The sequence below is a fragment of the Peribacillus sp. NPDC058002 genome (assembly GCF_042886655.1).
In the GTDB taxonomy this organism is placed as follows: domain Bacteria; phylum Bacillota; class Bacilli; order Bacillales; family DSM-1321; genus Peribacillus; species Peribacillus aracenensis.
This window is the reverse complement of the sequence record NZ_JBHVQU010000054.1, coordinates 1-25,651: the sequence shown is the minus strand read 5'-3', so window position 1 is coordinate 25,651 and position 25,651 is coordinate 1. Positions and strand designations below refer to the sequence as shown.

Annotated in this window: 31 protein-coding genes; 16 read left to right on the top strand and 15 right to left on the bottom strand. The window is 43.4% G+C overall.

What is annotated here, in order from left to right; translation table 11 throughout:
- Both thrC and thrB read left to right on the top strand, forming a co-directional pair.
- Positions 1-773: threonine synthase (gene thrC / locus ACFVSH_RS12175; RefSeq protein ID WP_387706091.1), on the top strand; the 773-nt coding region annotated here is incomplete at its 5' end.
- On the top strand, positions 770-1,714 hold the full coding sequence (thrB, locus tag ACFVSH_RS12170) for a homoserine kinase (protein ID WP_387604008.1): 945 nt from the start codon (positions 770-772) through the stop codon (positions 1,712-1,714). The genes thrC and thrB, both read left to right, overlap by 4 nt.
- A gap of 193 nt (positions 1,715-1,907) precedes the next feature.
- On the opposite strand, the gene ACFVSH_RS12165 is transcribed toward thrB, so the two are convergent.
- Entirely contained in the window at positions 1,908-2,147 is a 240-nt protein-coding gene (locus ACFVSH_RS12165; RefSeq protein WP_076368151.1) for a NifU family protein, read from the bottom strand.
- A 166-nt stretch (positions 2,148-2,313) separates the two neighbouring features.
- Here ACFVSH_RS12165 and ACFVSH_RS12160 point away from each other — a divergent pair, with 166 nt between their 5' ends.
- A complete protein-coding gene (locus ACFVSH_RS12160) occupies positions 2,314-2,643 on the top strand; it encodes a YuzD family protein (RefSeq protein ID WP_387604006.1) in 330 nt (109 codons plus the stop codon).
- A gap of 81 nt (positions 2,644-2,724) precedes the next feature.
- Here ACFVSH_RS12160 and ACFVSH_RS12155 read toward each other — a convergent pair whose 3' ends face one another.
- Positions 2,725-3,792: an NAD(P)/FAD-dependent oxidoreductase gene (locus tag ACFVSH_RS12155; RefSeq protein WP_076368149.1), complete on the bottom strand. Its 1,068-nt coding sequence runs from the start codon at positions 3,790-3,792 to the stop codon at positions 2,725-2,727.
- A 286-nt stretch (positions 3,793-4,078) separates the two neighbouring features.
- On the opposite strand from ACFVSH_RS12155, the gene ACFVSH_RS12150 reads away from it, so the two are divergent.
- Positions 4,079-4,315, top strand: a complete 237-nt coding sequence (locus ACFVSH_RS12150) for a YuzB family protein (protein ID WP_098371467.1) — start codon at positions 4,079-4,081, stop codon at positions 4,313-4,315.
- A 51-nt stretch (positions 4,316-4,366) separates the two neighbouring features.
- On the opposite strand, the gene ACFVSH_RS12145 is transcribed toward ACFVSH_RS12150, so the two are convergent.
- Positions 4,367-5,074 carry a DUF2225 domain-containing protein gene (locus ACFVSH_RS12145; RefSeq protein WP_387706089.1) on the bottom strand — a complete coding sequence of 236 codons (708 nt, stop codon included), beginning with the start codon at positions 5,072-5,074 and terminating at the stop codon, positions 4,367-4,369.
- A 212-nt stretch (positions 5,075-5,286) separates the two neighbouring features.
- On the opposite strand from ACFVSH_RS12145, the gene ACFVSH_RS12140 reads away from it, so the two are divergent.
- A complete protein-coding gene (locus ACFVSH_RS12140; protein ID WP_241592743.1) occupies positions 5,287-5,649 on the top strand; it encodes a HesB/IscA family protein in 363 nt (120 codons plus the stop codon).
- 68 nt (positions 5,650-5,717) lie between these two features.
- On the opposite strand, the gene ACFVSH_RS12135 is transcribed toward ACFVSH_RS12140, so the two are convergent.
- Together ACFVSH_RS12135 and ACFVSH_RS12130 are read right to left on the bottom strand one after the other, a co-directional pair.
- On the bottom strand, positions 5,718-6,359 hold the full coding sequence (locus tag ACFVSH_RS12135; RefSeq protein ID WP_387604001.1) for an SDR family oxidoreductase: 642 nt from the start codon (positions 6,357-6,359) through the stop codon (positions 5,718-5,720).
- A 153-nt stretch (positions 6,360-6,512) separates the two neighbouring features.
- Positions 6,513-7,505: an NAD(P)/FAD-dependent oxidoreductase gene (locus ACFVSH_RS12130; RefSeq protein ID WP_387603998.1), complete on the bottom strand. Its 993-nt coding sequence runs from the start codon at positions 7,503-7,505 to the stop codon at positions 6,513-6,515.
- Between the two features lie 475 nt (positions 7,506-7,980).
- Here ACFVSH_RS12130 and ACFVSH_RS12125 point away from each other — a divergent pair, with 475 nt between their 5' ends.
- From ACFVSH_RS12125 to ACFVSH_RS12110, 4 genes are all read left to right on the top strand, one after another.
- On the top strand, positions 7,981-9,195 hold the full coding sequence (locus ACFVSH_RS12125; protein WP_387706087.1) for an NAD(P)/FAD-dependent oxidoreductase: 1,215 nt from the start codon (positions 7,981-7,983) through the stop codon (positions 9,193-9,195).
- A gap of 231 nt (positions 9,196-9,426) precedes the next feature.
- The gene (locus ACFVSH_RS12120) at positions 9,427-9,909 is read left to right on the top strand and encodes an NUDIX domain-containing protein (RefSeq protein WP_387603994.1); all 483 of its coding nucleotides are present in this window, start codon (positions 9,427-9,429) and stop codon (positions 9,907-9,909) included.
- 107 nt (positions 9,910-10,016) lie between these two features.
- The gene (locus ACFVSH_RS12115) at positions 10,017-10,334 is read left to right on the top strand and encodes a YuiB family protein (protein ID WP_387603991.1); all 318 of its coding nucleotides are present in this window, start codon (positions 10,017-10,019) and stop codon (positions 10,332-10,334) included.
- A gap of 130 nt (positions 10,335-10,464) precedes the next feature.
- Positions 10,465-11,157: a 3D domain-containing protein gene (locus tag ACFVSH_RS12110; RefSeq protein ID WP_260285708.1), complete on the top strand. Its 693-nt coding sequence runs from the start codon at positions 10,465-10,467 to the stop codon at positions 11,155-11,157.
- A gap of 89 nt (positions 11,158-11,246) precedes the next feature.
- On the opposite strand, the gene ACFVSH_RS12105 is transcribed toward ACFVSH_RS12110, so the two are convergent.
- Together ACFVSH_RS12105 and ACFVSH_RS12100 are read right to left on the bottom strand one after the other, a co-directional pair.
- Complete coding sequence (locus ACFVSH_RS12105) at positions 11,247-12,035, bottom strand: cobalamin-binding protein (RefSeq protein WP_387603988.1); 789 nt, start codon at positions 12,033-12,035, stop codon at positions 11,247-11,249.
- A 9-nt stretch (positions 12,036-12,044) separates the two neighbouring features.
- The gene (locus tag ACFVSH_RS12100; RefSeq protein ID WP_098371458.1) at positions 12,045-12,527 is read right to left on the bottom strand and encodes a divergent PAP2 family protein; all 483 of its coding nucleotides are present in this window, start codon (positions 12,525-12,527) and stop codon (positions 12,045-12,047) included.
- Positions 12,528-12,797: 270 nt separating this feature from the next.
- On the opposite strand from ACFVSH_RS12100, the gene ACFVSH_RS12095 reads away from it, so the two are divergent.
- Complete coding sequence (locus ACFVSH_RS12095; protein WP_387706085.1) at positions 12,798-14,303, top strand: leucyl aminopeptidase; 1,506 nt, start codon at positions 12,798-12,800, stop codon at positions 14,301-14,303.
- 61 nt (positions 14,304-14,364) lie between these two features.
- On the opposite strand, the gene ACFVSH_RS12090 is transcribed toward ACFVSH_RS12095, so the two are convergent.
- A complete protein-coding gene (locus ACFVSH_RS12090; RefSeq protein ID WP_387706083.1) occupies positions 14,365-14,694 on the bottom strand; it encodes a YuzC family spore coat inner layer protein in 330 nt (109 codons plus the stop codon).
- A gap of 321 nt (positions 14,695-15,015) precedes the next feature.
- On the opposite strand from ACFVSH_RS12090, the gene ACFVSH_RS12085 reads away from it, so the two are divergent.
- The 6 genes from ACFVSH_RS12085 to ACFVSH_RS12060 all read left to right on the top strand — a co-directional run bounded on the left by ACFVSH_RS12085 (position 15,016) and on the right by ACFVSH_RS12060 (position 19,900).
- Positions 15,016-15,765: a GTP cyclohydrolase II gene (locus ACFVSH_RS12085; RefSeq protein WP_387603976.1), complete on the top strand. Its 750-nt coding sequence runs from the start codon at positions 15,016-15,018 to the stop codon at positions 15,763-15,765.
- 13 nt (positions 15,766-15,778) lie between these two features.
- Positions 15,779-16,879 carry a bifunctional diaminohydroxyphosphoribosylaminopyrimidine deaminase/5-amino-6-(5-phosphoribosylamino)uracil reductase RibD gene (ribD, locus tag ACFVSH_RS12080; RefSeq protein WP_387706081.1) on the top strand — a complete coding sequence of 367 codons (1,101 nt, stop codon included), beginning with the start codon at positions 15,779-15,781 and terminating at the stop codon, positions 16,877-16,879.
- Between the two features lie 17 nt (positions 16,880-16,896).
- Positions 16,897-17,994: an FAD-dependent monooxygenase gene (locus ACFVSH_RS12075; RefSeq protein WP_387603973.1), complete on the top strand. Its 1,098-nt coding sequence runs from the start codon at positions 16,897-16,899 to the stop codon at positions 17,992-17,994.
- Between the two features lie 15 nt (positions 17,995-18,009).
- Positions 18,010-18,573, top strand: a complete 564-nt coding sequence (locus ACFVSH_RS12070; protein ID WP_387706079.1) for a 5' nucleotidase, NT5C type — start codon at positions 18,010-18,012, stop codon at positions 18,571-18,573.
- A 110-nt stretch (positions 18,574-18,683) separates the two neighbouring features.
- Positions 18,684-19,082 (top strand): hotdog fold thioesterase, encoded by a 399-nt coding sequence (locus ACFVSH_RS12065; RefSeq protein WP_260285699.1) that lies wholly within the window; start codon positions 18,684-18,686, stop codon positions 19,080-19,082.
- A gap of 98 nt (positions 19,083-19,180) precedes the next feature.
- On the top strand, positions 19,181-19,900 hold the full coding sequence (locus ACFVSH_RS12060; protein ID WP_387706077.1) for an MOSC domain-containing protein: 720 nt from the start codon (positions 19,181-19,183) through the stop codon (positions 19,898-19,900).
- Positions 19,901-19,952: 52 nt separating this feature from the next.
- Here the strand turns inward: ACFVSH_RS12060 and mnhG are convergent, their stop codons facing one another.
- The 7 genes from mnhG to ACFVSH_RS12025 all read right to left on the bottom strand — a co-directional run.
- Positions 19,953-20,291, bottom strand: a complete 339-nt coding sequence (gene mnhG, locus ACFVSH_RS12055; protein ID WP_076368132.1) for a monovalent cation/H(+) antiporter subunit G — start codon at positions 20,289-20,291, stop codon at positions 19,953-19,955.
- Positions 20,275-20,547: a Na(+)/H(+) antiporter subunit F1 gene (locus ACFVSH_RS12050; protein WP_370023645.1), complete on the bottom strand. Its 273-nt coding sequence runs from the start codon at positions 20,545-20,547 to the stop codon at positions 20,275-20,277. Before ACFVSH_RS12050 ends, mnhG begins: the two co-directional genes overlap by 17 nt.
- A gap of 11 nt (positions 20,548-20,558) precedes the next feature.
- Complete coding sequence (locus ACFVSH_RS12045; protein WP_076368131.1) at positions 20,559-21,035, bottom strand: Na+/H+ antiporter subunit E; 477 nt, start codon at positions 21,033-21,035, stop codon at positions 20,559-20,561.
- Between the two features lie 6 nt (positions 21,036-21,041).
- The gene (locus ACFVSH_RS12040; RefSeq protein WP_387706075.1) at positions 21,042-22,523 is read right to left on the bottom strand and encodes a Na+/H+ antiporter subunit D; all 1,482 of its coding nucleotides are present in this window, start codon (positions 22,521-22,523) and stop codon (positions 21,042-21,044) included.
- Positions 22,516-22,857, bottom strand: a complete 342-nt coding sequence (locus ACFVSH_RS12035; protein ID WP_387603964.1) for a Na(+)/H(+) antiporter subunit C — start codon at positions 22,855-22,857, stop codon at positions 22,516-22,518. Before ACFVSH_RS12035 ends, ACFVSH_RS12040 begins: the two co-directional genes overlap by 8 nt.
- Positions 22,857-23,279, bottom strand: coding sequence for a Na(+)/H(+) antiporter subunit B (locus ACFVSH_RS12030; protein ID WP_260285694.1), 423 nt, complete (start codon positions 23,277-23,279; stop codon positions 22,857-22,859). The genes ACFVSH_RS12035 and ACFVSH_RS12030 overlap by 1 nt, the downstream gene beginning before the upstream one ends.
- On the bottom strand, positions 23,276-25,651 hold a 2,376-nt coding region (locus tag ACFVSH_RS12025; protein ID WP_387706073.1), incomplete at its 5' end, for a Na+/H+ antiporter subunit A. The genes ACFVSH_RS12030 and ACFVSH_RS12025, both read right to left, overlap by 4 nt.

Sequence of the window (25,651 nt, the reverse complement as noted above, 5' to 3'; positions counted from 1 at the left end):
GTGCCAACCTGCGCTGTATCGTTGTCATCCCGGAAGGTAAAATAGCCATGGGCAAGCTTGCCCAAGCCGTTATGTATGGAGCGGAAATCATCTCGATCGAAGGGAACTTCGACCAAGCTTTAAAAATCGTTCGTTCACTTAGTGAGAGCTCACCGATAACTCTTGTGAATTCGGTCAACCCATACCGGATTGAAGGGCAGAAGACAGCGGCATTCGAAATTTGTGATGCTCTCGGCTCGGCACCGGATATTTTGGCGCTTCCTGTCGGGAATGCAGGTAATATAACTGCTTACTGGAAAGGCTTTAAAGAATATAACGAATCGAAACAAACGGGCCTTCCTGAAATGAGAGGGTTCGAAGCTGAAGGTGCGGCTGCAATTGTCCGGGATAGCATCATTGAAAATCCAGAAACGATTGCAACAGCCATCCGGATTGGAAATCCTGCAAGTTGGAACTTTGCTGTGGAAGCAGCAAATGAATCCAAAGGCAAAATTGATGAGGTGACAGACGAAGAAATTCTGGAAGCCTATCATTTCCTTGCTAAAAAAGAAGGGGTATTTGCAGAGCCGGCATCTTGTGCTTCCATTGCAGGTATCTATAAACAACTAAAAAACGGTGAAATCAAAAAAGGAAGTAAGATTGTTGCTGTATTGACTGGAAATGGATTGAAAGATCCGAATGTGGCTGTCGATACAAGTACAATTCAGCCGACATTGCTGCCAATGGACGAAGAAGTCATTTTAGAACATCTGCAGGGTGTGAAGCAGGCATGAGTGCAGAATCGGAGATGTTCTTGATCCGTGTACCAGCAAGTACAGCCAACTTAGGCCCGGGATTCGATTCCATCGGCTTGGCGTTAGGACTTTACCTGGAAATACACGGATCTTCATCAGATCATTGGGAAGTCGTTCCGCTTTCAGAGGAAATGTCTGTTTTTCCAAGGGATGATCGTAATTATATCGTCCAGATTGCCAAGGAAACGGCGGCTTACTATGGAAAGGAACTATCCCCATGCAGGCTTTTCGTCTCTAGCGAAATTCCGCTGGCGCGGGGTCTTGGAAGCAGTGCCTCTGCCATTGTGGCGGGGATTGAATTGGCGAACATCGTTGGTGAACTGCATTTATCCGATGATGAGAAGAATAGGCATGCTTCCCTCTTTGAAGGGCATCCGGATAATGCGGGGGCATCTGTGTATGGTGGATTGGTCGTGGGCCTTCATACGGATGAAAGAACGGATGTCGTATCGTTTCCAATCGAGGGAGTTAAGGTGATTGCTGTCATTCCCAATTTTGAATTGCTTACTGAGGATTCAAGAAATGTCCTTCCGAATTCGCTTTCCTATAAAGATTCAATAAGTGGAAGTGCAGCCGCAAATGTTTTGCTGGCGGGTGTTCTATCAAAAGATTGGAAGCTTGTTGGTGAAATGATGCAAAGTGATCGTTTCCATCAACCATATAGAGCGGAGTTAGTCCCTCATTTAGTGCTTATAGAAGAGGTTGTCCTTAATGAAGGCGGATTTGGTGCAGCATTAAGCGGAGCGGGACCAACTGTTTTATGCTTGGCATCGGCAGAAAAAAGTGAAGGTTTGCTCACTGGATTGAAGGAAAGGTTTCCGGAATTTCTTGTGAAAGAATTGGAAATCGATAATGATGGCAGTTATACGGCAATCCTTTCAGAACAGGAAAAAAAGGAATTGAAATTTTTGAAATCGTAAGCCTTGTTCATTTGCTGTCCAAATAAAAAAGCTGACTCGCATCAAGCCGTATCAATTCATTTGATAGGGCAAAAGCCGAGTCAGCTTTATTTTTATTACAGCCCGAAAAGATTCCGGCCTGCATGAAAAAGGTTGAACGTTTATAGATGAAGTGATCCTTCATCCATACGCTGCATGTTATTTTAAAGGGCTATTAGAAAACTTGTTCAACTTCCACTACACCGGGAACTTCTTCAAGAAGGGCACGCTCAATCCCAGCTTTTAGCGTAATGGTCGAACTTGGACAGCTTCCGCAGGCGCCTAGTAATCGTAATTTTACAATTCCATCTTCTACGTCAACTAGTTCACAGTCACCGCCATCACGAAGAAGAAACGGACGAAGCTTATCTAGAACCTCTTGAACTTGGACTTCCATTGTTTGTTGGTCGGACATTGCAATCGACTCCTTTCCTAATCATATTATAATGCGAAGGTAATAAAAAATCCAACTGTAACTTTGCGGAAATATAATCTATATTATTCTGGTATGATGGAAACAGGTGAATGTTTCTAAAAAGTATTCAAAATGAAGTATATATACTAAAATGAAGGAGGAAGAAATGGTAATGAAAGAAATTGAAATAGAAGTGTATGGAGCGGAGCAAATTTGCGCGAGCTGTGTGAATCTCCCTTCTTCGAAAGATACTTGCGAGTGGCTAGAAGCCGCTTTAACGAGAAAGTTTCCTGAGCAGAAATTCAAAATATCCTATATAGATATGTATAATCCCCCAGAAACGTTGAAGCAAAAGAGCTTTGCCGCGAAGATGATCGAAGAAGATTTATTTTATCCATTGGTCCTCATTGAAGGCGAGATCATTGCAGAAGGAAATGTGCGTCTCAAAAAAGTGGTGGAAACTATGGAAAAATACGGATATACGATACAAGTGTGATATATAATGGAAGAAATAAGAAAAACTGACCCAAGAGCTGCATGCAGTTCTTGGGGCCAGTTTAATGTAGCGTGGTTGGAATCAACCGTTATGGTATTTATACATCCAGAGGATGCCTGATTTCATTAGGCGTGCCACTCTGCCTGTAATTGGACGATTTGCAACAAGACCAAAACCTTGCTTCTTCCCAAGGGAACCTAATGTTCCTTTTAATTTCATTGTAGGGAAGCTTTCCGGAAGTGGTTCATTTGCCCATTTCTTCACAAGAACTTGGACGATTTGCTCTGCTTGAGACTCCGCTAATTGAGCACTTGGCGCATGAGGCAGGCTCGCACAGTCGCCGACGACAAAGATGCTGTCATCATTAGGTAGGAAATGCTGAGGAGTCAGGACAGCTCTTCCTTGACGGTCCTTTTCAATATCCATATCGCGGATGATCTTACTTGGCTGAATTCCAGCTGTCCATACGATGACGTCGCTTTGAACGGCTTCGTCGCCATTATAAAGAAGGTTTGGCTCAACTTTCGTTATATTTGAATGATGGACGATTTCGATTGTATGTTTATCGAACCATGATTCAACAAAGGTGCTTAATCTTTCTGGGAATGCAGATAGAATATGCGGTCCACGGTCGAATAGCTTAACGTTTAAATCTGAACGGCTTTCAATCAATTCACTTGCAAGCTCAACACCACTCAATCCGCCACCAACGATCGAAACGGTTGCACCGGCACCTAAATTATTCAGAGCTGAATATGTGCGACGTGATTTATCGATTGTTTGGATACTGTAAGTATGTGTGTCTGCACCAGGAATATCGTGGTATTTATCTTCGCAGCCAAGGCCAATGACTAAATCATCATATACGACAGGATCTTGATTTTCTATAATGACTTGTTTATTTTCCATATCGATGGAAAGTACTTCTCCGTATACGTTCTTCAAGCGAGGATGTTCAGGAAATGCAACACGGATGTGCTGATCTGGAATGGTACCTGCCGCTAAAGCATAATATTCCGTTTTTAAGCAGTGATAAGGATTACGGTCGATAAGCGTGATGCTCACATTTTCAGGAAGCTGATTAGGCAGCAATCTTTGCAACATGCGCATACCACCATACCCGCCACCAAGTATGACTAGATTCTTCATATGATTTTTCCCCTTTATTTGATCTCTTAAAAATTTGGCTAGCATTTAACTATAGGATTCCCCCAAATGGTCCCCTTTAAAGTGTAAATAAATATATATACCCCAATTAGTAACAAGAATAAAAAATTAGATAATTTTCTTTTTTTACGTACCCCGACAAAAGTATAACGAATATAAAAGGAAATCACAACCGATATCTTGAAATCGGCTGATTTTTTATGCGTAAATATTGACTGTTTATGGGAAAAGTAATAAGATGGTTTGTTAGTAACTGTGAGGTGAAACAATGTACCCGATTATTGAATTTTGTGTAAGCAATCTGGCCAGTGGCGCTCAGGAGGCTCTGGAAAGATTGGAGCGGGATCCGAATTTAGATATCATTGAATATGGTTGTCTGGGATATTGCGGCAGGTGCTCCAGTAACTTATATGCACTTGTAAACGGTGAAGTGGTTTTTGGTGACACTACGGATGAATTGGTGGATAAAATATATAAGTACATTGATGAATATGAAATGTTCTAATCATCAACGGCGAATAAAAGCTGTTCCTCGATGGAACAGCCTTTTTAATTTTCAGTTATGCAGCATCGGACGGGATGTTTCATGTTTCTGCTTGAGTTCCTTAAAGCGATCCCTGGCCATCTGGATGATGGAGGCTTCCCGGGCATTTTTTTGTCTTTCGAACACTAATGAAAAATACTTGATGGCTGCCTTTTCATTTCCTATCCTTCTAGAAATGTCGCCAGCGAGATAGAGGAGCCTTGCTTCAGATACCTGGGTGCCGCTGAAGTCCCCTGTTGAATAGGATGCTTCATACTCCTTCAGGGCGAACCTCAAAAATCTTTCTTCTTGTTCCTTGGTTTGGTTGATCCTGTATAACCAGGCTATCCGTAAACAGATTCCGGCAAGGATAATATGTTTTTCCTTTTTTAAAGCTCCGCAATAACTCGCCAACTTGTATGTATTGATCGCATCTTTAATGGATCTCTCCTTGCTGAAATGATGGGGAACCCAATGGGAGCTGACTTTTTCCATAATGGTTTCCATTGTGGTGGGGGGGAAGTACCGGGAGAAATCCTCGGAATAAGAAAAGCCGCAGTGAGGGCAAACAAAAATATTATAATAAAGTGTGTTAACGGTTGAATCAGCATAAATGGGGTGAAAGTCCGTGTCATACTTAGCTACTTTTACAAAACGCGACCGTACCTTTTTAGTGGTTGATTTTTGCTTGCATAAAAGGCATTCCATTCTTTTGTCATATAGAGGATGTATACCTTCCATGGTGATTACCCCCTTTATTGTAATTTGGAAGTGGGTCCAATAGAACAGTTCATTATACCCACTAATCTTATTATAAACTAATTTTTGTTGGTAAAATAGGTGGGGGAATATGAATTTTTTCAAGCTGGAAAATTGAGCGTGTGAATTTCTTTGGTATATACTATAAAGAGGAATAGTTCTATCTCACATATCAGAAGAAGGAGGGATTTATTGTGAGTGAAGTTGTTCAAATAACGGAAGCTGCCGCTTTTCAGATAAAAGAAATGATGAAACATAATGGCGAAGAGGGTTCATTTTTAAGAGTGGCCGTTAAAGGCGGAGGCTGCAGCGGATTATCCTACGGAATGGGTTTTGAACAAGAGCCTGGGGAAAAAGATAGCCAGCTGGAACAGTTTGAAATCAAGATCCTTGTTGATGCCGAGGATGCAGATATATTGAATGGAACGGTAATTGATTATAAACAAACGATGATGGGCGGAGGCTTTACGATCGAGAACCCAAATGCTATCGCGTCATGCGGTTGCGGGTCTTCTTTCAAAACGGCAAAAAACGCTGGTACACCGGAAAACTGCTAAAAAACTCTAAAACATTGGAAAAGGGGGCACTTTAACGAGTGCCCCCTTTTTTATGCTTATTTGCTGCCTTACATATTGTAAAGGGCCTCTTTGATTGGGAGGGTGCCGCTGAAAATCTCGAATGTTTTATTGAATGTTTTTTCCTCTGTGACTGATTGGGCAAGAACGGCGGCGACATCGGCCCTTGGAATGGATTTATTAGTATGATCCACTTTCTCATCCGCAAAGATTTTTCCGATGGCTTGTTCATTTGTCAAAGCAACCGGCCGGACAATCGTGTAGGTCAGTCCGCTTGCTTTTAAATGTTCATCGGCATCATGCTTTGCTTCGAGATAATGGCGCATTCCTTCTCGGGCTTGTTCCGGATTATCGGAACCGACAGAGCTTAACATGACAAACCGTTCGATGCCCTTCTTCCTGGCGGCATCAACCAGTTTAATGGCTCCGTTCTTATCCACAGCTGTCGTTTTATCCGGCCCTGTTTTTGGTCCAGATCCGGCGGCAAAAATGATGGCTTCCATGTTATCCACTGCTTTATCCACATTTCCCTCTAGATCGGCAAGGATTGGATGTCCGCCGAGTTCTTTTATCGTTTGAGCCTGTTCCTCTTTCCGGATCATCCCGTATACATTCATTTGCGGATTTTTTGATAATTCCCCAATGATCTGTTTCCCGGTCGTTCCGTTGGCGCCTGCAATTAAGATATTCATATATGTGCATTCCCCTTTCTTGGCTTATCCCACTCTTTACCCTAGAATGACAATGCTAAGCACTGTGGATAACTAATAGAAATAAGTTATCCACAATCATCGAATTGGGGACAACAAAAAACCCGGCTGTGAAAGCCGGGTTTTTGCGTAATTTTAAAACATGGAAGAGCTGTGCATCGGCTGGACTTTTGCTTTTGGGTCAATATATTGTTTGGCGTGATTGACGGCAGTGGGAGCCTCACCAAAACCACTTGCAATCAATTTTACTTTGCCATCATATGTTGCAATATCACCTGCTGCATAAATTCCAGGGATATTCGTTTCCATTCTGGAATTCACCAAAATACTGTTCTTCTGGATATCGAGTCCCCATTCCTTAATGGGACCAAGGGAAGAAACGAAGCCGTAGTTGACGATGACTGCATCTACCTCCATCGTCTCTGTATCTTCACCATTTGTATCCTTGATGACTATTGTATGGATCCGTCCGTCTGTACCAATCAACTCTGAAGGTATGTAAGGAGTCTTTATTTCAACTTTTGAATTCTTAAGTGTTTCTACACTATGTTCGTGGGCACGGAATTTATCCCTTCTGTGTATGATGCTCACTTTCTCGGCGATTGGCTCCAGCATCAGGGCCCAGTCCACCGCCGAATCTCCACCTCCGAAAACCACCACTTTTTTGCCGGCAAAATGATTGAGGTCATCGATGAAATAGTGAAGGTTACTGCTTTCATATTTTTTTGCATCATCAATCTCGATGCGGCGGGGTTGGAAAGCCCCATTTCCAGCTGTGATGATAATTGTTTTGGAGTAATGGATTTCTTTATCAGTCGTTAACTTGAAAACTCCATCGGCTTGCTTTTCCACTTCTTGAACGGCCTGCTCCAAGACAATATCCTGTTCGAACTTTGCCATTTGTTCTTTCAAATTATTCACTAGCTCCTGTGCGCGCACTTTGGGGAAACCGGCGATATCATAGATGAACTTTTCAGGATAAAGAGCAGACAATTGTCCGCCTAATTGTGGTAGGCTCTCGATGATTTTTACGGATGCCTGTCTCATTCCCCCATAAAATGCAGTGAATAATCCAACTGGGCCTCCGCCAATGATGGTAATATCATAAACTTTTTCATTAACTTCCAACGTTATCCCTCCGATATACTAGGTTTGCTGAAATTTATTCTCTTATTTTAACATAGATGATCTTTTAAAAAACGGGTAAAGTTAGAAAAGTGGGAAAGTTTCGACTATATATGAGCAGTTTCACGATGAATGTTCTTCATTCTCTTTCAAAAGTGGGTAAAATTACTCTTTACCAATGTTAAGCATTTCGTATAAATATGGTTCGGAACTGGGTGAAAAGTAATGCTTTTCGGCTTTATTTTAACCCGAAATAGTTCGGTTTGTTACTTGAAAAAGGTATGGAAAAAGACTAATATTTAATTAGACATCATTTGGTAAAATTTTTATGAATTTTTTATGACATTTATGAAGTGTTAAGTGAAATACGTCACAAATGTATAAGAGTGCTTTTTATAATGGAAATTAATAAGATAGACAATATATTTTAGTTATGGAAAGCATCACAAGAAAATATCGTAAAGGTGGACGAATACTTTTGAAAAAGCCAACTATCGTTGTTTTGGGAGCAGGTTATGGTGGATTGATGACTGTTACTCGCTTACAGAAGGCATTAGGTCAAAATGAAGCAGAAATCGTATTAGTTAACAAAAATGATTACCACTATGAAACAACATGGCTGCATGAAGCATCTGCTGGAACTCTACATCATGATCGTGTGCGCTATCCAATCAAAAGTGTCATTAACAGCAAAGTTAAATTCATCCAGGACTCTGTTTTGGAAGTGAAAACAGATAACAAAAAAGTCATCCTTGAAAACGGCGAAATTTCTTATGATTACTTAGTGATTGGACTTGGACCTGAATCGGAAACATTCGGAATCCAAGGGCTAAAAGAATATGCTTTCTCTATCTCAAACGTGAACACTGCACGAAAAATCCGTGACCATATCCAATTGCAATTCGCTACGTACAGTTCTGAGGTCGAGAAGAATGAAGACCGCTTGACGATCGTTGTTGGAGGAGCAGGATTTACGGGTATTGAATTCCTTGGCGAATTGGCAAACCGTGTCCCTCAACTATGTAAAGAATACGACATCGACTTCCAAAAGGTCCGTATCTACTGTGTGGAAGCAGCACCAGCGGTCCTTCCTGGCTTTGATCCGGAATTGGTGGATTATGCAGTATCTTACCTTGAGAAAAAAGGTGTGGAATTCAAGATCGGTACACCGATCAAGGGGGCGACTCCCGAAGGCATCATCGTGGCAAAAGGCGAAGATGAAGTGGAAGAAATCAAAGCGGGCACCGTTGTCTGGGCAGCTGGCGTACGTGGAAATTCCGTGATAGAGGCTTCCGGTTTTGAAGCTATGCGCGGACGCATCAAAGTGAACCTTGACATGCGGGCACCAGGTCATGACGATATTTTCATCGTGGGGGATTGCGCTTTGATCATCAACGAGGAAATTAATCGTCCATATCCACCTACTGCCCAAATCGCCATGCAGCAAGGTGAGGTCATTGCGAAGAACCTGACTAAATTGGTTCGTAATGAAAGTGACCTTGAAACTTTCACTTTCGAAAACAAAGGAACGGTATGTTCACTTGGTGAAGACAACGCGATTGGTGTTGTCTTCGGCAAGAAAGTTACAGGTAAGACTGCATCATTCATGAAGAAAATGGTTGATAACAGAGCATTGTTATTGATTGGCGGAGCTTCCCTTGTTGCTAAAAAAGGTAAATTCAACGTCCTTTAATTTTTTCGATATATAAATAATGGCCATTTGGGGATTGTCCCTGAATGGCTTTTTCATTGGAATCTCATCCATCGATGAGTGTGTCATAGCGGAGTATGCCCCTTTCTTATGCGGAATATAATGGGGATAAGGATGGCGAAGCGCACCAAGAAAGTCCTTACCTTTGGTACCATATGTTCTTCTGCTGTTTGGAGTTTATCCTGATTATAATGAATATGGGGGAAGTGGATTTTGGTGGAACGATGCAAAAATGTTTGGCTGGCAGTGTCCGGCCTTGTGATATCTGATAAAGGTGAGTGGCTGGTCGTGAATAAAAGGTATGGCGGATTGAAAGGGCAATGGTCGCTTCCGGCAGGTTTTGTCAAAAATGATGAAACCGTCGATGAAGCTGTCGTAAGGGAAGTGTTGGAGGAGACGGGTGTTCAAACAGAAATCGAAGGCATTGTAGGTATGAGAAGCGGAGTCATCAAAGGGGATATAAGTGATAATATGTTGATATTTTTACTTAAACCAGTCAGTTTTGAAGTAACCGCTCAATTGGGTGAATTATATGAAGCTAAATTTTATGACCCTGATTTACTCATGCAGGAGGGGAAGCAATCTTTACTATTGGAACAGCTTTTAGCTTTTAAAAAGGAAAGAATGCAGACGATGCTTGACGGGTTGAACCCGGGAGATCAATTTGGATATACATCATATAAATTATTCATGTGATTTGGGTAATTATCTTTTCTTCGGAATTATTTGGTATAAGTCGTTGACGCAGCAATTATTTTTTCAGTAAACTAAAGGTGTCGCTTTTAAGGAGGGTCAAGAATAACATGCCATTGCCTGTTTTAATTATCTCAATACTCTTATTTTTCATATTGTTTTTCGGAATTGGCTTTTTGCTGAATATGCTTTTTCGTTCTTCGTGGATCATGGTCATCTTATTTCCAATCGTCTTCATCATCATTGTCAATGAAACAAAGCTAATAGAGTATTTTAGAAATCCGGGAATCTCTTTTTCCAATCTTGGAACGAACCTTACATCCCTTCATACGGCAGACATCGTTATTTTATCAAGCGGGCTGCTTGGTGCGGTTTTAGCGGGTGTGGTCATCAAGGTTCTAAGGAAAAAAGGATATCAAATGTTTTGATAATGGAAAGGGCCGTCATTTATGGACGGTCCTTTTTTTGTAGGAAAAATTGGATCTTTCCACGCTTTATGAATACTTTCACTCTGGAAAGGGAACAAATATCCTTGTGAGAGGAGTGGAATTAATACATATGAAGATTGTAAAGGCATTATTTCTGAGGGTTGCTATTATCATATTATTTATCTTGGCCATCGAATCAACCTTAAATCATGTTTTTGGGGCTGTGCCTGAAGGCCATCCTTTTGAGGAGGCAATGAGACAGCATCGAATGCTTGGTCTCGAATATAAAGCGATCCATAGTGGAGGTCAAGTTGCAACGCTAATGGCATCGGCATCCACTAGCAATGGTCCGACGACGATAGCGGAGGCAATCGAGCTCTCGAAATACCCGAAGCATGAAGTTTTGGCTACAGGATATACAGCAGGGTATGAGTCGACAGGAAAGTACCCGGAAAGCCCATCCTATGGAATCACTTATTCAGGGGTGAAGGTGAAACGGGATCTGTTTTCCACCATTGCCGCCGATCTTGCCGTATTCCCTCTCGGAACCATCCTTTGGATTCCGGGCTATGGCTATGGGGTTGTAGCGGACAAGGGTGGTGCGATCAAAGGAAACCACCTGGACCTATACTACGAAACGGTACAAGATGTATACGAGAACTGGGGCAAGAAAACCCTTGAAGTATATGTTGTGCAAAAAGGGAATGGCGAGTTATCTGAAGAACAGCTAAGCAAGTTGAATGAAACAAAGATCAAGCAGGTATTCAAGCCGAAAATCGCTGAGAAAACACTGAACGAGAATGTAGCTTCCTTTGCTTTTTAATGTTTGATAGACAAATCGGAGAAAGTGAAGGTGAAGGGCTGCCTCGATTTAGGCAGCCTTTTTGATTGTCTGCTTCAGTTGTGACGCCCTTAGGCCATGCTTTTGTAGGCTTCAGGATGCAGGGTCTTTGCCAATTTGGAAAGACCATCCAGTAAACGCGGAGAAGGCCGGCAGAATAATGGTTCTTCCATAATGTGAATATTGTTATCCCGGACGGCCTTCATATCAGACCACCCTTTCCGTTTCTTGACCAGCTCTGGGTTTACCTTTCGTAAAGGGACACCGACCCAAGCTAAGCAAATATGGTCGGGATCCTTTTTTTTGACATCTTCGGAAGTGACTTGAATGCTTGCCATGTCGACATCTTCGAAAAGGTTATATCCTCCTGCAAGCGTGCTGATCTCGGATAACCAATTAACTCCCCCTGGGCTGAATAAGGGATTAGGCCACCATTCCCAATACAGGGAAGGCTTTGTTTCAATTTTGTCGGCGACGTTTTTATATTGAAGGATGGCATGACGGAATTTGGCAGCCTGTTCCTCTGCTTTTTCCTTAAGATCGATGGCCTCGCCCAAGGTCACTAAATCTTTTGCGATATCTTCAAGTGATTGCGGGTTGAAGATGATGTGAGGGATGTTCCGTTCTTTTAGCCCTTCAATATTTTTTTCCATGCCCGGTACACTCAGGGAAGCCAGCACCAAATCGGGTTTTAGTGATTCAACATGATTGATGTCGATCGATAAGTCGGGCCCCACCTTGGGCAGGTGCTGTATGGTTTCAGGCCAATCAGAGTAGTCATCGATGGCGATAAGCTGATCTTCAATCCCTAGATATGTGCATAGTTCCGTATTGCTGGGGCAAAGAGAGATTATTTTCAAATTGAACACCTACCCTTGAAAGATGAAAAAGTGAAGTGCCAGTGCAATGAATACTCCGGTCAAGGCTCCGAAAAATACCTCGATTGGCTTATGGCCCAACAGTTCCTTTAATTGTTGCTGTTTCTGTTTATCTTCTTTTTTCTGCCAGTTCTTTGCTTGCTCGACAAATGTATTGAAGTCGGTAACGAGCTGGTTCAGGACAGCTGCCTGTTCTCCTGCCTGCCGTCTCACTCCTGTTGCATCGAACATCGTGATGACTGCAAAGATCGTGGCAACCGCAAATACAGGGGAATCCATTCCGGTTTCGATTCCTACCGCTACGGTTAGGGCTGACACGGCCGCAGAGTGGGAGCTTGGCATACCGCCTGTGGAGTTAATGAGTGACCAGTTCACTTTACGAAATGCTATGAAGTGGATGGGCACTTTAATGAATTGAGCAAAGAAAATGGCAATCAATGCTGCGATTAAAGGGAAGTTGAGTAATAATTCCAAGAGTATCAGCCTTCTTTCTAGTTATAAGTAAAGATGAAAACCATATCTGGGTAAATACATCCTGCTCGGAATAAGGCCCTTATTATTAGTTCCATTCAGTCCTGTCGATTCCCTGCTGGTAATAGTATAAATATGATCTTTCTTATACTATTACTCTAAAGTCACCCAATCTAAACTATATCCCTTTTTATTATTATTTTCGCAGGCCTTATTCGAAAATTTTTGAAGATTTCGTTATAATGAGTGTAATTGAATGGAGGAGGTAGCAGGATGTTTACAGTAAAAGATTCCCTGAATATAGATTTGATTGATGAATGCCTGATTCTAGGCGTGTTTGACGGGCCCGTAAAATTTACAGGCATAGGAAAAGAAGCGGATGAGCGATTGGACGGCCAGCTAACAGAGTTAGTGAAAGCCGGAGAAATCTCTTCCAAGAAAAAATCGGTGGTCAAAATACATACATTAGGTAAATTAAGCGTAAAGAGATTGATTTTCGTAGGGTTGGGCAAGGAAAAGGAGCTATCCTTTGAGACCCTTCGCGAAGCGTTGGGAAAAGCGCGTAAGACGATTAAGGAATCCAAGGTTACGACTCTTTCGATCGCTTTGGATACATTCACGACTGAAAATCTGGATGCATTGGACGCAGCGCATGCTTGTTCTGAGGCTTTCGAACTTGCTTCCTATAAATTTGAAGGATACAAGCAAAAATCGAATCAGGTTGAAAAAAGCCTCGAATCGATCACGGTTTACAGTGAATATGGTCAAGAAGAGGTCGGTGCCGCGCTTCATGTAGGGAGAATCTTCGGAAGGGCGACGAACTCAGCCAGAACATTGGTCAACACACCAGGCAATTTGTTGACTTCCACGGATTTGGCGGACTATTCATCCGCCTTGGGCGAACGTTATGGTTTTGAAGTGGAGATACTCGAGAAGGGAGATATGCTCAAGTTGGGTATGGGCGCACTTCTTGCTGTCAATAAAGGTTCGGCCGAACCTCCGAAAATGATCGTTCTGAAGTATCAAGGAAAGGATGAATGGAAGGATGTTATCGGGCTGGTCGGTAAGGGCATCACATTCGATACGGGTGGATACTCATTGAAAACGAAGGCTGGAATCGTTGGGATGAAAACGGATATGGGCGGTGCGGCAGCTGTTTTAGGTGCAATGGAAATTATCGGCGAATTAGGACCCAATCAAAATGTCGTGGCTGTCATTCCAACCACTGATAACATGATCAGCGGTGATGCATTCAAGCCGGATGATGTGATCACTGCCATGAGCGGCAAGACGATAGAGGTATTGAATACGGATGCGGAAGGCCGGCTGGTTTTGGCGGATGCCATGACGTACGCTAAACATCATGGGGCTGACTATCTTATTGACGTTGCCACTTTAACGGGCGGTGTAATAACGGCGCTGGGCATGGAAATGACGGGTGCAATGACAAATGACACGGCATTCTATGAGCAGGTCGCCAACGCCTCAGAGGAGGCCGGAGAGCCCATTTGGAGATTGCCGATTACAGAAAAGGATAAAGAACGGGTACGCAATAGTAAAATAGCGGATTTGAATAATTCACCTGGAGGGGCAGGACATGCAATCATGGGCGGGGCCTTCATCGGCGAATTTGCTGAAGGCACTCCGTGGGTCCATCTGGATATTGCCGGAACTTCCACAACCTCGAACAACTCCGAATTGTGTACGGCGGGGGCTACCGGTGTAATGGCACGAACGCTTGCACTATTGGTTGAAACCTTTGAAACGAAAACAAGATGAACCCAAATATCCGAAGCCGAAAATAGGCTTCGGTTTTTTTACCAAAAGAGTGTGGTGGACGTTATACATCCCTCCATTTCAAACTGACGATGATATGACAATTTTCTTCCCCCGCTTTAGGATAAAAATCAAAACGGATCCCATCGGGGTTATACGTGATATCAGGCTCGTTATTAATTCCTATCTTTCGGATCATATCGATCACGACACTCTTTTGCGATGCTTGGGCTGCGGTCATCAACCGGTTCGAGAAAGGCTTGGATGTGGCTAAAGTATCCATGACTTTTTTTACATCAGTCATTAAAAATTGCGAGGTCTTTGCCGATTTAACCAGCAGATCTGGATTGGTTGCCGAGTAGGGACGCAATGTTCCTTCCCGTTCCCGATTCATATTCATTGCCCCGGCGTGAGGCGTAAATAGGATGGGGTCATATAAAAAATAAGGGAAATCCTCCAAAAGGTTTCCGTCCTTTCCTTAAGTCTGTCTATAGACACGTTTTCGTTATACGTTAAAATATGTATAAAGGCCAGACGATATGATTGCGGTTTGTGAATGACCTTTCTCCTGCAAACAAACTTCTTGAAAATTATGATCAAAGACACACTATTATTTGTAAACTGCTTCATTGACAGGTATAGTGTATAGTAATATACTTACTTACCTAAAGTAAGGAGAAGGCACACTATAAATTATAAAATAGGTGATGTTAACATGAAAATAACCGAGGAAACAAAAAACCTTTTAATAGATAAAATGAATATCATCAAAACCCCGGGAAAAGCTGATATATGCCTTGTGGGACCTGTGAACCTGCCTGTTGAACAAGGAGATTTCTCAACGGTTTTCCAATGGTATACATGGCTTCAGCTTGACGGCGCGGATAATGGCAAGGAAGCGGTGCTTGATTCGCTTTCGGAAGCCAACCTCGCTTTTGGACAGCAATCCTCCGTATTGGTGTATGGAGATTTTAAAAATTCGGGAGATGCACTTGTCCGGATGCATAGCATCTGTCACACGGGTGATATCTTCGGCAGTAAACGCTGTGATTGCGGCTACCAGCTCCACCAATCGATGAAAATGATAGCCGAACATGGGTGCGGGGCCATCTTTTACCTTGCAGACCATGAAGGAAGAGGGATTGGCCTGTTTTCCAAATCACTTGCCTATTTGCTTCAGCAGGAGGGTTATGACACGGTCGAGGCGAATGAGGCTTTAGGATTCGAAGATGATACGCGATCTTACGAGGGAGCCATTCGAGTGTTGAGTGAACTGCGCGAGAATCCGGTGACTTTAATCACGAACAACCCCAAAAAGCTGGACGCCCTCATGAAGCATGGACTTGCGGCAAAGGACCATATTCCGCTTTGGGGCGGTTTGACGGAAGATAATAGTTTCTATCTGGATACAAAAGTTAAGAAGTCTGGACATATTCCCCAAAAGAAGCCAACTTTGATTGTATAAGGAGAGCTATAGGATGAATGATGATCAATATTACATGAAGCTGGCACTGGATCTGGCGGCCAGTGCAAAAGGAAAGACGAACCCGAATCCAGTGGTCGGTGCAGTCATAGTCAAAGACGGCGTGATAGCCGGGACAGGGATCCACCGTAAAGCGGGTGAACCGCATGCGGAAGTGCACGCTTTCAAAATGGCGGGTGAGTATGCAGAAGGTGCAACGCTATATGTGACTCTTGAGCCTTGTTCACATTATGGAAAGACCCCTCCTTGTGCAAATTTGGTGAAAGAATCAGGTGTCCGGAGAGTTGTAGTGGCTACTCAAGATCCGAATCCGGAAGTGGCCGGCAGAGGGATATCGATCATAAAGGAAGCGGGCATTGAAGTGGAAGTTGGCATCCTGGAAAAGGAAGCTCAAAGGCTGAATGAGCGTTTCATTCACAATATGCTGACGAATCGGCCATTTGTCATATCGAAGTATGCGATGACGCTCGATGGAAAACTTGCAACCCACACAGGCCATTCAAAATGGATAACAGGGGAAGAATCACGTCATTCCGTTCATTTGCTGCGTGATGAGGTGGATGCCATTCTTGTTGGTATCGGGACAGTATTGGCCGATGATCCATCACTGACGACCAGACTTCCGGAAGGCGGAGGGAAAAATCCGATCCGGATCATTTTAGACAGTGAATTACGGGTTCCCTTGGATGCCAATGTTGTACAAGTATCAGATGCGAAAACCTTGATTGTAACACAGGAAAATGCACCTGCGGATAAAATGGACCGTTTACGTGAAAAAGGGATCGAATTCATTTTCATCCCCAAAAACGGGACGGGACTGAATCTAAGCGCTTTGATGGAAGAGCTGTATAAAAAGGGGATTACGGATGTCTTGCTGGAAGGCGGAAGCGAAGTGAATGCCTCTTTCCTTAGGGAAGGGCTCATCGATAAATACTTGATTTATATAGCACCTAAATTATTGGGCGGAAGAAACTCATTAACACCGTTTACTGGAATGAATGTGGATACGATGGATGAAGCGATGGATGTTTCCTTCTCTGGCGTGGAAACGTTTGGCGAGGACATACGCATCACGGCTTATCCTAAATTAAAATAGACAACAGGTGAAGAGGCATGTTGGTTAAATCAGATGTATGCATAGTCGGATCAGGACCTGGAGGAGCCCTGTTGGCTTACCTATTGGCCAAGCAGGACATTTCAGTCGTATTGCTTGAGAGGCATCCTGAGGTTTCAAGGGAGTTCAGGGGCGAGTTCCTGAACGATGAAGGAGAGGGCATTCTTAAAAAACATGGTTTATTCGAGAGTGTGGAAAGACTAGGCCTGCTTAGGATGGAACAAATTGAATATTGGAATGACGGCGAAATATTCAAAAGGATTTTCCCTGAATGGCCTGTCGATCATGTTGGGATACATGTCCCTCAAAATCATCTCCTTACAGCTATATTGAATGAAGCCGAAAAGCTGGACTCTTTTCAATTGATGATGAATACGAGGGTTACGGACTTGATACAGAATGAAATGGGCCGTTTTACAGGTGTCAAGGCTCGAAATGGCGGAAATGACCTGGAAGTGCAAAGTTCATTGATAATCGGAGCGGACGGCAGATTTTCCATCGTTCGAAAAAAAGCGGGGATTCCAGTCGTGATAAAAAATCATGGTTATGATTTACTGTGGGCAAAAATCCCAGCCCCCGAGGGATGGAAGCCTTCAATCAAGATGGCATTGGTCAATGGCTCACAGGTTGCCCTCTTCACTCAGGCTGGAGGTTTCATCCAAATTGGCTGGAATATCGAACATGGTTCGTTTCCGCATTTGCGAAAACAGCATTTTGATCCGTTCATCGAAGATTTGCTTTTTGCCTTTCCTGAATTAAAAAAGGTTGTGAGTGAAAATATCCGCTCTTGGCATGACTTCATTTTATTGGACGTTTACAGTAGCTATTGTGAAACATGGACAAAGGATGGCGTTGCTTTATTAGGTGATGCAGCCCATACGATGACACCTACAGGTGCATTCGGTCTCAATTGTGCCATGAAGGATGCCGATATATTAGCCGAGCTTATTTCTGGATGCATCCTGCAGGGAGATGCTGATTTCCTTGGGCTTAAAATCGCTGAGCCAGAAAGAAAAGCCGAAATTGATAGATTACAGGCCATTCAGGTGGACAAGGAAATTTCCTTCGCATCACAGTTTGCCGCCGCTTATGTTTGAATGGGAGTGAAAGATATGAAATTTGGTTTTGATATTGACGATACCCTTATTAACTTGAGGGAGTTTGCGTTCCATCTTTATAATGAAAAGCTTAATACGAATATAGAGATATCGAAATTCAGAGCTTTAAAGACGTTGGAGATCCATGAAGCTTTCGGGCTTGATAAAGAGGCTGGGGGCAAGATGTGGAACAGCCTTGCCGATGAAGTTTATTATTCATCCTGTCCAGCCTTCGAGGGCGCAGTGGAAACGCTGCAGGAGCTTGAACGCGATGGTCATGAAATCTATTACATCACAGCCAGAAAAGCGGAGCATGGTGAACGGACGAAAAAATGGCTGATTGAAAACGGCTTTCCGGTTAAGGGTGACCATTTTTACTGTGGTATGAAGGATCATGAAAAAATTGATACGATCCGCAAATTGGAATTGGATTATTATTTTGATGATAAACCGGCAGTGCTGGAAACTTTATTGGATATTCCAACGAAAGTGTATGCAATAGATAATTCCTATAACAGGGAATTGGATATTCCAAGACTGACAAGCTGGTTTGAATTAAAAGAAATCCTCTCCAAATAATTCAATTCACATTATTGAGGGATGACTTGATAGACTTGGGTCATCCTTTTTTTGTATACTGATATGAATAGTGATTCATTTATTTATAGAAAAAAGTTGGGGGTAATGGGATGGAAAGAAATATTGAACAGTCATTGATCGGCACGCTTGGGATAGAAATGAAAGAAGTCGGTGATGGGAAAGTCATTGCGAAGATGCCTGTAGATGAACGAACTAGGCAGCCGTATGGTTTATTGCACGGGGGAGCGTCCGTTGCCCTTGCTGAATCTGTTGCAAGTTTTGGCGGCATGCAGCTGGTGGATCGTACAAAACAGGCTGTCGTCGGACTTGAAATCAATGCCAATCATGTAAGGGGCGTCCGTTCCGGTTTTGTTACCGCAGAAGGGAACATCCTCCATCGCGGGAAGACGACGATGGTGTGGGACGTGAAAATCCGTGATGAAGAGGATCATCTTATCTGCGTTTCACGCTGTACATTGGCCGTTATCGACTTACCAAAGCCAAAATGAATCAATAGAACAATCGCAATAAAGTGGCGCAATGATCCCACAGTATCCGGTTTAAGTATAATATGGCAGCAGATTATTGTATGAGAAGAGGTGTTTTTATGCTGGTTGGTCATATACAAGAAATCACCCGTCATCCTGTAAAATCATTCACTGGTGAACAGGTACAGAAAACGAGGGTGATGGATTATGGACTATATGGAGATCGCAGCCATGCCTTTAAAGGAAAAAATGGGAAATTCCTGACGATAACCCAAGTCCCGGAAATGGTCCGTTATCAAGCTGCTTTTTCTGGTGAGGAAACCGTTGACCAATATCCGGAAATCAAGGTGAAGACCCCAACAGGACAGGTGCTGACATGGGGAGAGGAAGCCTTTCAGGAGGAAATGGAGCGGTTGTTGAAACAGGAGGCAGCACCAGTTGTTTATCATCCTGCACATATTCCGGTAGGTGCGATTGAAGAAGAAAACATCCTGCTTGTCAGTGATGCCTCGATTGGCGAATTGACAAAGCTTTGGGGAAAAGAACTGGATGGCAGGAGATTCAGGCAAAATTTGGTGCTATCTTTAGTGAACAAAACGCCCTTTTTAGAAGAGCAATGGTTCGGAAAAAGGATTCTAATCGGAAATGAAGTGGAATTGGAGATCAAAAGGTATTGTGAGCGTTGTATGATCATAACGGTCAATCCAAGCGATTCCCATAGAGATCCAACTCTCCTGAAAACTGTCGTCAAGGAAAGGAACAATCATTTTGGCGTATATGCCTCGGTCATCAAAACAGGTGAAATCAGAGTGGGGGACCAGGTATTTTTAAAGGATTGAAACAGAAAAGAGCTGCTCCTGTAATCAGGGCAGCTCTTTTGCATGGCAGGGATCACCGGGTTTTCTTTAAATCATCCTGGACACTCCGATCCCACATCTTGACGCCAGTATGATAAGCCGAGCGCATGATTAAATGTCCGGCAACAGGACTGGTCATGAAGATAAAGATGATCGCGAGCACGACCCGGAAATCGAAATGGCCATGTTCATAGTAAAAATATAACAAGGTGCCGATCAGGATGAACATGATTCCAAGAGTCGAGCTCTTTGAGGCAGCGTGATTTCTTGTATAGACGTCGGGCAGCCGGATGATGCCGAAAGCCGAGACTAAAAAGAGAAAGACTCCCATTAATAGGAATAGGGCTGATAGGATTTCAACGATTGCGGTCATCTTCGATTATCTCCCCTTTCTCAAGGAATTTGGCGAAAGCGACCGTCCCGATGAATGATAGGATCCCGAGCAGTAGAATGGCTTCCAGATATGCGCTTGTATCCATGACAATGGAGGCAAGTGCAACGATTGCGATAAGATTGATTCCCATTGCATCGAGTGCGATGACCCGATCCGGTACGGAAGGCCCTTTGATTAAACGGTATAAGAATCCAATCATGGAAAGCGAAACACCTAGCAACGCGATTTTAAGCATTAGATCGAACATTATTTGCCCACCTCCATAATCGCTTTTTCAAATGTATTCTTAATGCTGTCCACAGCCTCATCTTTGTCGGCAATATCCATCGCGTGGATATAAAGAATCCGATTATCTTCCGATACCTCAACGACAAGTGTTCCTGGTGTAAGTGTAATTAAATTCGATAGTATCGTAATTTCCCAATCCTTAGTCAGCACGGTTTCAAATGCGAATATGCCAGGTCTCATATCCAGGCTCGGTTTAAGCACGGCCTTCAGGACGCTAATGTTGGAAAGTATGAGTTCCCTTGCGAATATGAGGAGCAATAGAACGACGGCATTCACCCTTTTCAAATAAAAACGTTCATTGAAAAAATGACGGAAGACGAACATGATGCCGAGCCCCAATATATATCCGATGATAAAAGTGCTCCCGTTAAACTCATTTTTCAAAAACATCCAGATAACCGCAAGGAACACATTCAATAAAATTTGGAATGACATCAGGCACTACTCCTTTAAAACCGCTTTGTTATAGATTTCGGGATTCATTAATGAATCCACAGCTTGTGTAATGAATGGGTAAATCGATTCAGTTCCTACTCCGAATAAAACGGAAATGATCACAAGTATGACAGCAGGGACCAGCATTTTATTAACCGTTTGATTAGTTAAGGTATAATCAGCTTTCGGAGTTCCCCAAAAGCCATTCATGAATATTTTCATGACGGAATATAGGACCATCAAACTTGAAAGTAAGACAATGGCCATTCCAAAGTAGGCCCCTTTTTCGGCAGCTCCCTGAAGAATCAGGAGCTTGCCGGCAAAACCGCTGAATGGCGGGATTCCCGCCAATGATATGGCAGCTATGAAGAAGGTCCATGCAACGGCCGGGTATTGCTTGATCAAGCCGCCCATGTCCCGCAAATCATCCGATCCGCTGATTTTGATCATGATGCCAACCAGCAGGAAGAGTGCAGCCTTGATCAGCATGTCATGAATGATATATAGAACGGAGCCTGATAAAGCCTGTTCATTCATGACGGAGATGCCGAACAGGATAACCCCGACGGCGATGATGATATTGTAAATGATGATTTTTTTTACATCCCAATAAGCTATCGCACCAATGACACCGATGATGATGGTCAAGATGGCAAGTATCGCAAGGAAAGTATGGGTGAAATCCTGGTCATGATAAAACATGAGTGTATAGGTCCTGAAAATGGAATAGATCCCGACCTTTGTCAGCAATGCCCCGAATAGGGCCATCACGGGAATGGGTGGAGCATAATAGGACCCAGGGAGCCATTGGAAGAGCGGGAAAATGGCTCCCTTCAAACCGAATACGATCAAAAAGCCAATCGCTATCACCGAGACGATACCAGGCTGGTTGACTTCCGCTATCTTCTGGCTGATGTCCGCCATGTTCAATGTTCCTAGAACTGAATAAAGGTACGCCACCATGATGACGAAAAAGGAAGAGGAAAGCACATTGACGATGATATACTTCAATGATTCCCTCAGCTGGATTTTCGTCCCTCCCAGTACAAGCAGCACGTAGGAAGCCATCAGCATGACTTCGAAGAAAACGAATAGATTGAAAAGATCCCCCGTAAGGAAGGCACCGTTTACACCAATCAGCAAAAATTGAAATACAGGATAATAATAATGTCTTTCACGTTCCTCCCCTATGGAATAAAAGGAGTAAAGCAGTATGGCCAATCCAATGATATTCGTGGTCAGTACGAGCAGCGAAGAAAGCATATCTGCGACGATCACGATCCCGAATGGCGCATCCCAGCTGCCGACACCTAAAGTCAAGATCCCTTGAGTATGGACCGTAAACACTAGATAAAGGGAAATCGCAATTCCTATTAGAGAGGAAAAAAGGGATATCCCTCTTTGGAGTTTGATTTTTTTTGCAAAGAAAATGAGAAAGATGCCTGTGAAAAGCGGCCATAAAACAGGCATGAAAGTTAGATTATTCATTCGCTTCCGTACCTCTCATTTCATCCATGTCATCCGTGCCGAGTTCCTGGTAGGTCCGGTAAGCAAGTACCAGCAGAAATGATGTGACCCCGAAACTGATGACGATCGCCGTCAAGATAAGCGCTTGCGGAAGCGGATCGACATAGGATGAGGCTTCATCACTCAGCAATGGAACGGAACCGCCTTTCAAACCGCCCATCGTCAATATCAAAAGGTGGGCGCCGTGACTAAGCAGCCCAGTACCGATTATGATTCTTAAAATGCTTTTGGAAAGCATTAAATATGTCGCACACATAAATAGTATTCCAATGACAATGGCCATTAAAAGTTCCATTATTCACTCTCCCCTATCGTTTGAATAATGGTCATCGTTACACCAACAACCACAAGATAAACACCCAGATCAAAAAGTACCGCGGTATGAAGCGAAATGTGCCCAAGAAGCGGTAAATCAACATAATGATAAACATGTGTCATGAGGGGCACCCCAAACACGAGCCCACCGGCTACGGTCAAGCTGGATATGAGCAAGCCTGAACCGATCATTAACTTATAGTCAATCGGCAAGATGCCGGTAACGGTCTTAATGTCGAAAGCGAGCAACAGCAGGACTATGGCGGCTGAAGTCATTAAACCGCCGACAAACCCGCCTCCTGGCGAATAATGCCCGCCTAAAAAGATGGCAACCGCGAACAGCAGGATAACAAAGGCGGCGACTTTCGTAACCGTTTGAAGAATTAGGTCATTTTGCTTCATGATTTATCTTTCCTCCCCGTCAAACGCAGTTTGATCATCGCGAATATTCCGAGCGCAGCGATGGAAAGGACAGTGATTTCAAACATTGTATCAAGTCCGCGGAAGTCAACGAGAATGACGTTCACGACGTTTTTTCCGCCTGCTTCCTTATAAGCATTTTCAAGATAGTAATTTGATATGGAATCAAATAGTTTGTGGCTATGTGCCGATAAGGCAATCAATGTCACGATGACTCCTACACCAATGGATATCAACGCGTTATTCAGCTTGGATGTCATCCGTTCTTCCTTTCTGCTTGCCATTAATGGAAGGTGGAAGAAACAGAGCAAAAACAAGGATACCGAAATCGTTTCGATGACTAGTTGGGTCAGGGCTAAATCTGGTGCCCGCAGCAAAACGAAAAATAAGGAAATCGTATAACCGACCGCTCCTAAGATGATAATGGAAGTTAAACGGGATCTTGCAAACAGAATGGCGATCGAGCCAATTACGATGATCGCAGCCAATATCAAATCATAGAGGCCGATCCGGGCAAAGTTCCCTGTATCCAATTTAAATGCATCCTTCCAATATAGCGTAAAGCCCAATGAGAGAATGAAGAAAAGAAAGATTGAAAGCAGATATGTCCGAATATAACCTGTCATTAAAAATTTCATGACGGATGATGCTGAGCGATCGAGCCCTCTAACCCCGTTATCATACAAAGCATTCAGGGAGATGCGTTCAGGAATCCATCTTGTGATCTTCTGCCACTTCGGAAGCGTTTTGTATAAAAGAATTCCAAATGCTATGATGCCGACGGTCATCCATACTTCAGGATTGAATCCATGCCAGAAGGCGATATGAACTTGGAAATCGGGACCCGCCAAGCTAGGCTGTATGCTGGCTACCGCAGGTTCAATGATCCGTGAAGATAGCAAGTTTGGAAAAATACCGAAAACGATGACCAACGAAGCAAGGATGATCGGGGATATCAGCATCCCGACCGGTGCCTCGTGGGGCCTCTTGTCCAATAGTTGCAACTGAAGTTTGCCTGTAAAGGGTTTGAGCACGACGATCATGCTATATATAAAAGTGAATACACTGGCTACCCATGCCGCCACAGGGAAAAGGACCCCCCATGTCTCCATATTGAAGATATTCAATTCCAATACATTCACCATGCTGGCCAAGAACATTTCCTTGCTCAAAAAACCATTGAAGGGCGGAAGTCCAGCCATTGAAAAAGCGCCTATGACAGCGACGGTGAAAGTGATCGGCATCACCTGCATCAATCCGCCGAGCTTTCTGATATCACGTGTACCGGTTTCATGGTCAATGATGCCGGCAACCATGAAAAGGCTGCCTTTAAAGGTCGCATGATTAATCAAGTGGAATACTGCAGCAACCGTGGCTGCCAAGTATATATTTTCCCCAAAAGATTCATAGTGGAGGGCCGCTGCACCAAGTCCCAAAAGCGACATGATCAATCCGAGCTGACTGATGGTGGAAAAAGCGAGAATACCCTTTAAATCAGTCTGCTTGATTGCTGAGAATGAGCCCCAGAACAGGGTGATCAATCCGGCGATCGAGACGAGCCAGAACCATAATCCTGATTCTGCAAAGACAGGGCTTAATCGGGCTACCAAATAAATTCCGGCCTTGACCATTGTGGCGGAATGAAGATAAGCACTGACCGGTGTCGGGGCTTCCATTGCGTCAGGAAGCCAAATATGGAACGGGAACTGTGCAGATTTGGTGAACGCTCCAAGCAGCACAAGCAAAAGTGCAGGAATGAAGAGCGAGTGGTCCATAAGTTCCCCGCTTTGGGCAATCAATTCACGAATGCTGAATGTATTCCCCATAATGGAAAGGAGAATGATGCCGCCAAGCAAGCTTAAGCCGCCAAGCACAGTGATCAAAAGGGATTTCTGCGCCCCATAACGTGAACGCTCCCTTTCATTCCAATATCCTATCAAGAGAAAAGATGATAAACTCGTAAATTCCCAAAATGAATAAAGAACAATTAGATTATCGGATAAGACGACACCAAGCATCGCTCCCATGAAAAGCAAAAGGAAGACGTAAAATTGGTTCAGCTTTTCTTTCTCTTTCGATAAATAGAAAATTGAATAAAGAACGACGAGTGAACCTATACCTGTAATGAGTAAGGCGAACAAAAGGCCTAGTCCATCTATATAGAAATCAACATGAATTCCGAGAGAAGGAATCCATGTAGCGCTTTCCATAATGATATCCCCTTGTTTGGTCACGGAAATGAACCTTGAAAAATACGTGAAAAGGAGAATCGGTAAAATCAATACAAACCATCCTGTATGTATTTGTCGGAATAGTTTGTATAATATTGGTACGATGATTGCTAATAGAAACGG

What these genes read in the sequence shown, in the direction of transcription:
- thrB (WP_387604008.1), top strand. Translation starts at nt 770, where the DNA reads ATGAGTGCAGAATCGGAGATGTTCTTGATCCGTGTACCAGCAAGTACA.
- ACFVSH_RS12165 (WP_076368151.1), bottom strand. Translation starts at nt 2,147, where the DNA reads ATGTCCGACCAACAAACAATGGAAGTCCAAGTTCAAGAGGTTCTAGAT.
- ACFVSH_RS12160 (WP_387604006.1), top strand. Translation starts at nt 2,314, where the DNA reads ATGGTAATGAAAGAAATTGAAATAGAAGTGTATGGAGCGGAGCAAATT.
- ACFVSH_RS12155 (WP_076368149.1), bottom strand. Translation starts at nt 3,792, where the DNA reads ATGAAGAATCTAGTCATACTTGGTGGCGGGTATGGTGGTATGCGCATG.
- ACFVSH_RS12150 (WP_098371467.1), top strand. Translation starts at nt 4,079, where the DNA reads ATGTACCCGATTATTGAATTTTGTGTAAGCAATCTGGCCAGTGGCGCT.
- ACFVSH_RS12145 (WP_387706089.1), bottom strand. Translation starts at nt 5,074, where the DNA reads ATGGAAGGTATACATCCTCTATATGACAAAAGAATGGAATGCCTTTTA.
- ACFVSH_RS12135 (WP_387604001.1), bottom strand. Translation starts at nt 6,359, where the DNA reads ATGAATATCTTAATTGCAGGCGCCAACGGAACGACCGGGAAACAGATC.
- ACFVSH_RS12115 (WP_387603991.1), top strand. Translation starts at nt 10,017, where the DNA reads ATGCCATTGCCTGTTTTAATTATCTCAATACTCTTATTTTTCATATTG.
- ACFVSH_RS12110 (WP_260285708.1), top strand. Translation starts at nt 10,465, where the DNA reads ATGAAGATTGTAAAGGCATTATTTCTGAGGGTTGCTATTATCATATTA.
- ACFVSH_RS12095 (WP_387706085.1), top strand. Translation starts at nt 12,798, where the DNA reads ATGTTTACAGTAAAAGATTCCCTGAATATAGATTTGATTGATGAATGC.
- ACFVSH_RS12090 (WP_387706083.1), bottom strand. Translation starts at nt 14,694, where the DNA reads ATGAATCGGGAACGGGAAGGAACATTGCGTCCCTACTCGGCAACCAAT.
- ACFVSH_RS12085 (WP_387603976.1), top strand. Translation starts at nt 15,016, where the DNA reads ATGAAAATAACCGAGGAAACAAAAAACCTTTTAATAGATAAAATGAAT.
- ribD (WP_387706081.1), top strand. Translation starts at nt 15,779, where the DNA reads ATGAATGATGATCAATATTACATGAAGCTGGCACTGGATCTGGCGGCC.
- ACFVSH_RS12075 (WP_387603973.1), top strand. Translation starts at nt 16,897, where the DNA reads ATGTTGGTTAAATCAGATGTATGCATAGTCGGATCAGGACCTGGAGGA.
- ACFVSH_RS12070 (WP_387706079.1), top strand. Translation starts at nt 18,010, where the DNA reads ATGAAATTTGGTTTTGATATTGACGATACCCTTATTAACTTGAGGGAG.
- ACFVSH_RS12065 (WP_260285699.1), top strand. Translation starts at nt 18,684, where the DNA reads ATGGAAAGAAATATTGAACAGTCATTGATCGGCACGCTTGGGATAGAA.
- ACFVSH_RS12060 (WP_387706077.1), top strand. Translation starts at nt 19,181, where the DNA reads ATGCTGGTTGGTCATATACAAGAAATCACCCGTCATCCTGTAAAATCA.
- mnhG (WP_076368132.1), bottom strand. Translation starts at nt 20,291, where the DNA reads ATGACCGCAATCGTTGAAATCCTATCAGCCCTATTCCTATTAATGGGA.
- ACFVSH_RS12050 (WP_370023645.1), bottom strand. Translation starts at nt 20,547, where the DNA reads ATGCTTAAAATCGCGTTGCTAGGTGTTTCGCTTTCCATGATTGGATTC.
- ACFVSH_RS12045 (WP_076368131.1), bottom strand. Translation starts at nt 21,035, where the DNA reads ATGTCATTCCAAATTTTATTGAATGTGTTCCTTGCGGTTATCTGGATG.
- ACFVSH_RS12040 (WP_387706075.1), bottom strand. Translation starts at nt 22,523, where the DNA reads ATGAATAATCTAACTTTCATGCCTGTTTTATGGCCGCTTTTCACAGGC.
- ACFVSH_RS12035 (WP_387603964.1), bottom strand. Translation starts at nt 22,857, where the DNA reads ATGGAACTTTTAATGGCCATTGTCATTGGAATACTATTTATGTGTGCG.
- ACFVSH_RS12030 (WP_260285694.1), bottom strand. Translation starts at nt 23,279, where the DNA reads ATGAAGCAAAATGACCTAATTCTTCAAACGGTTACGAAAGTCGCCGCC.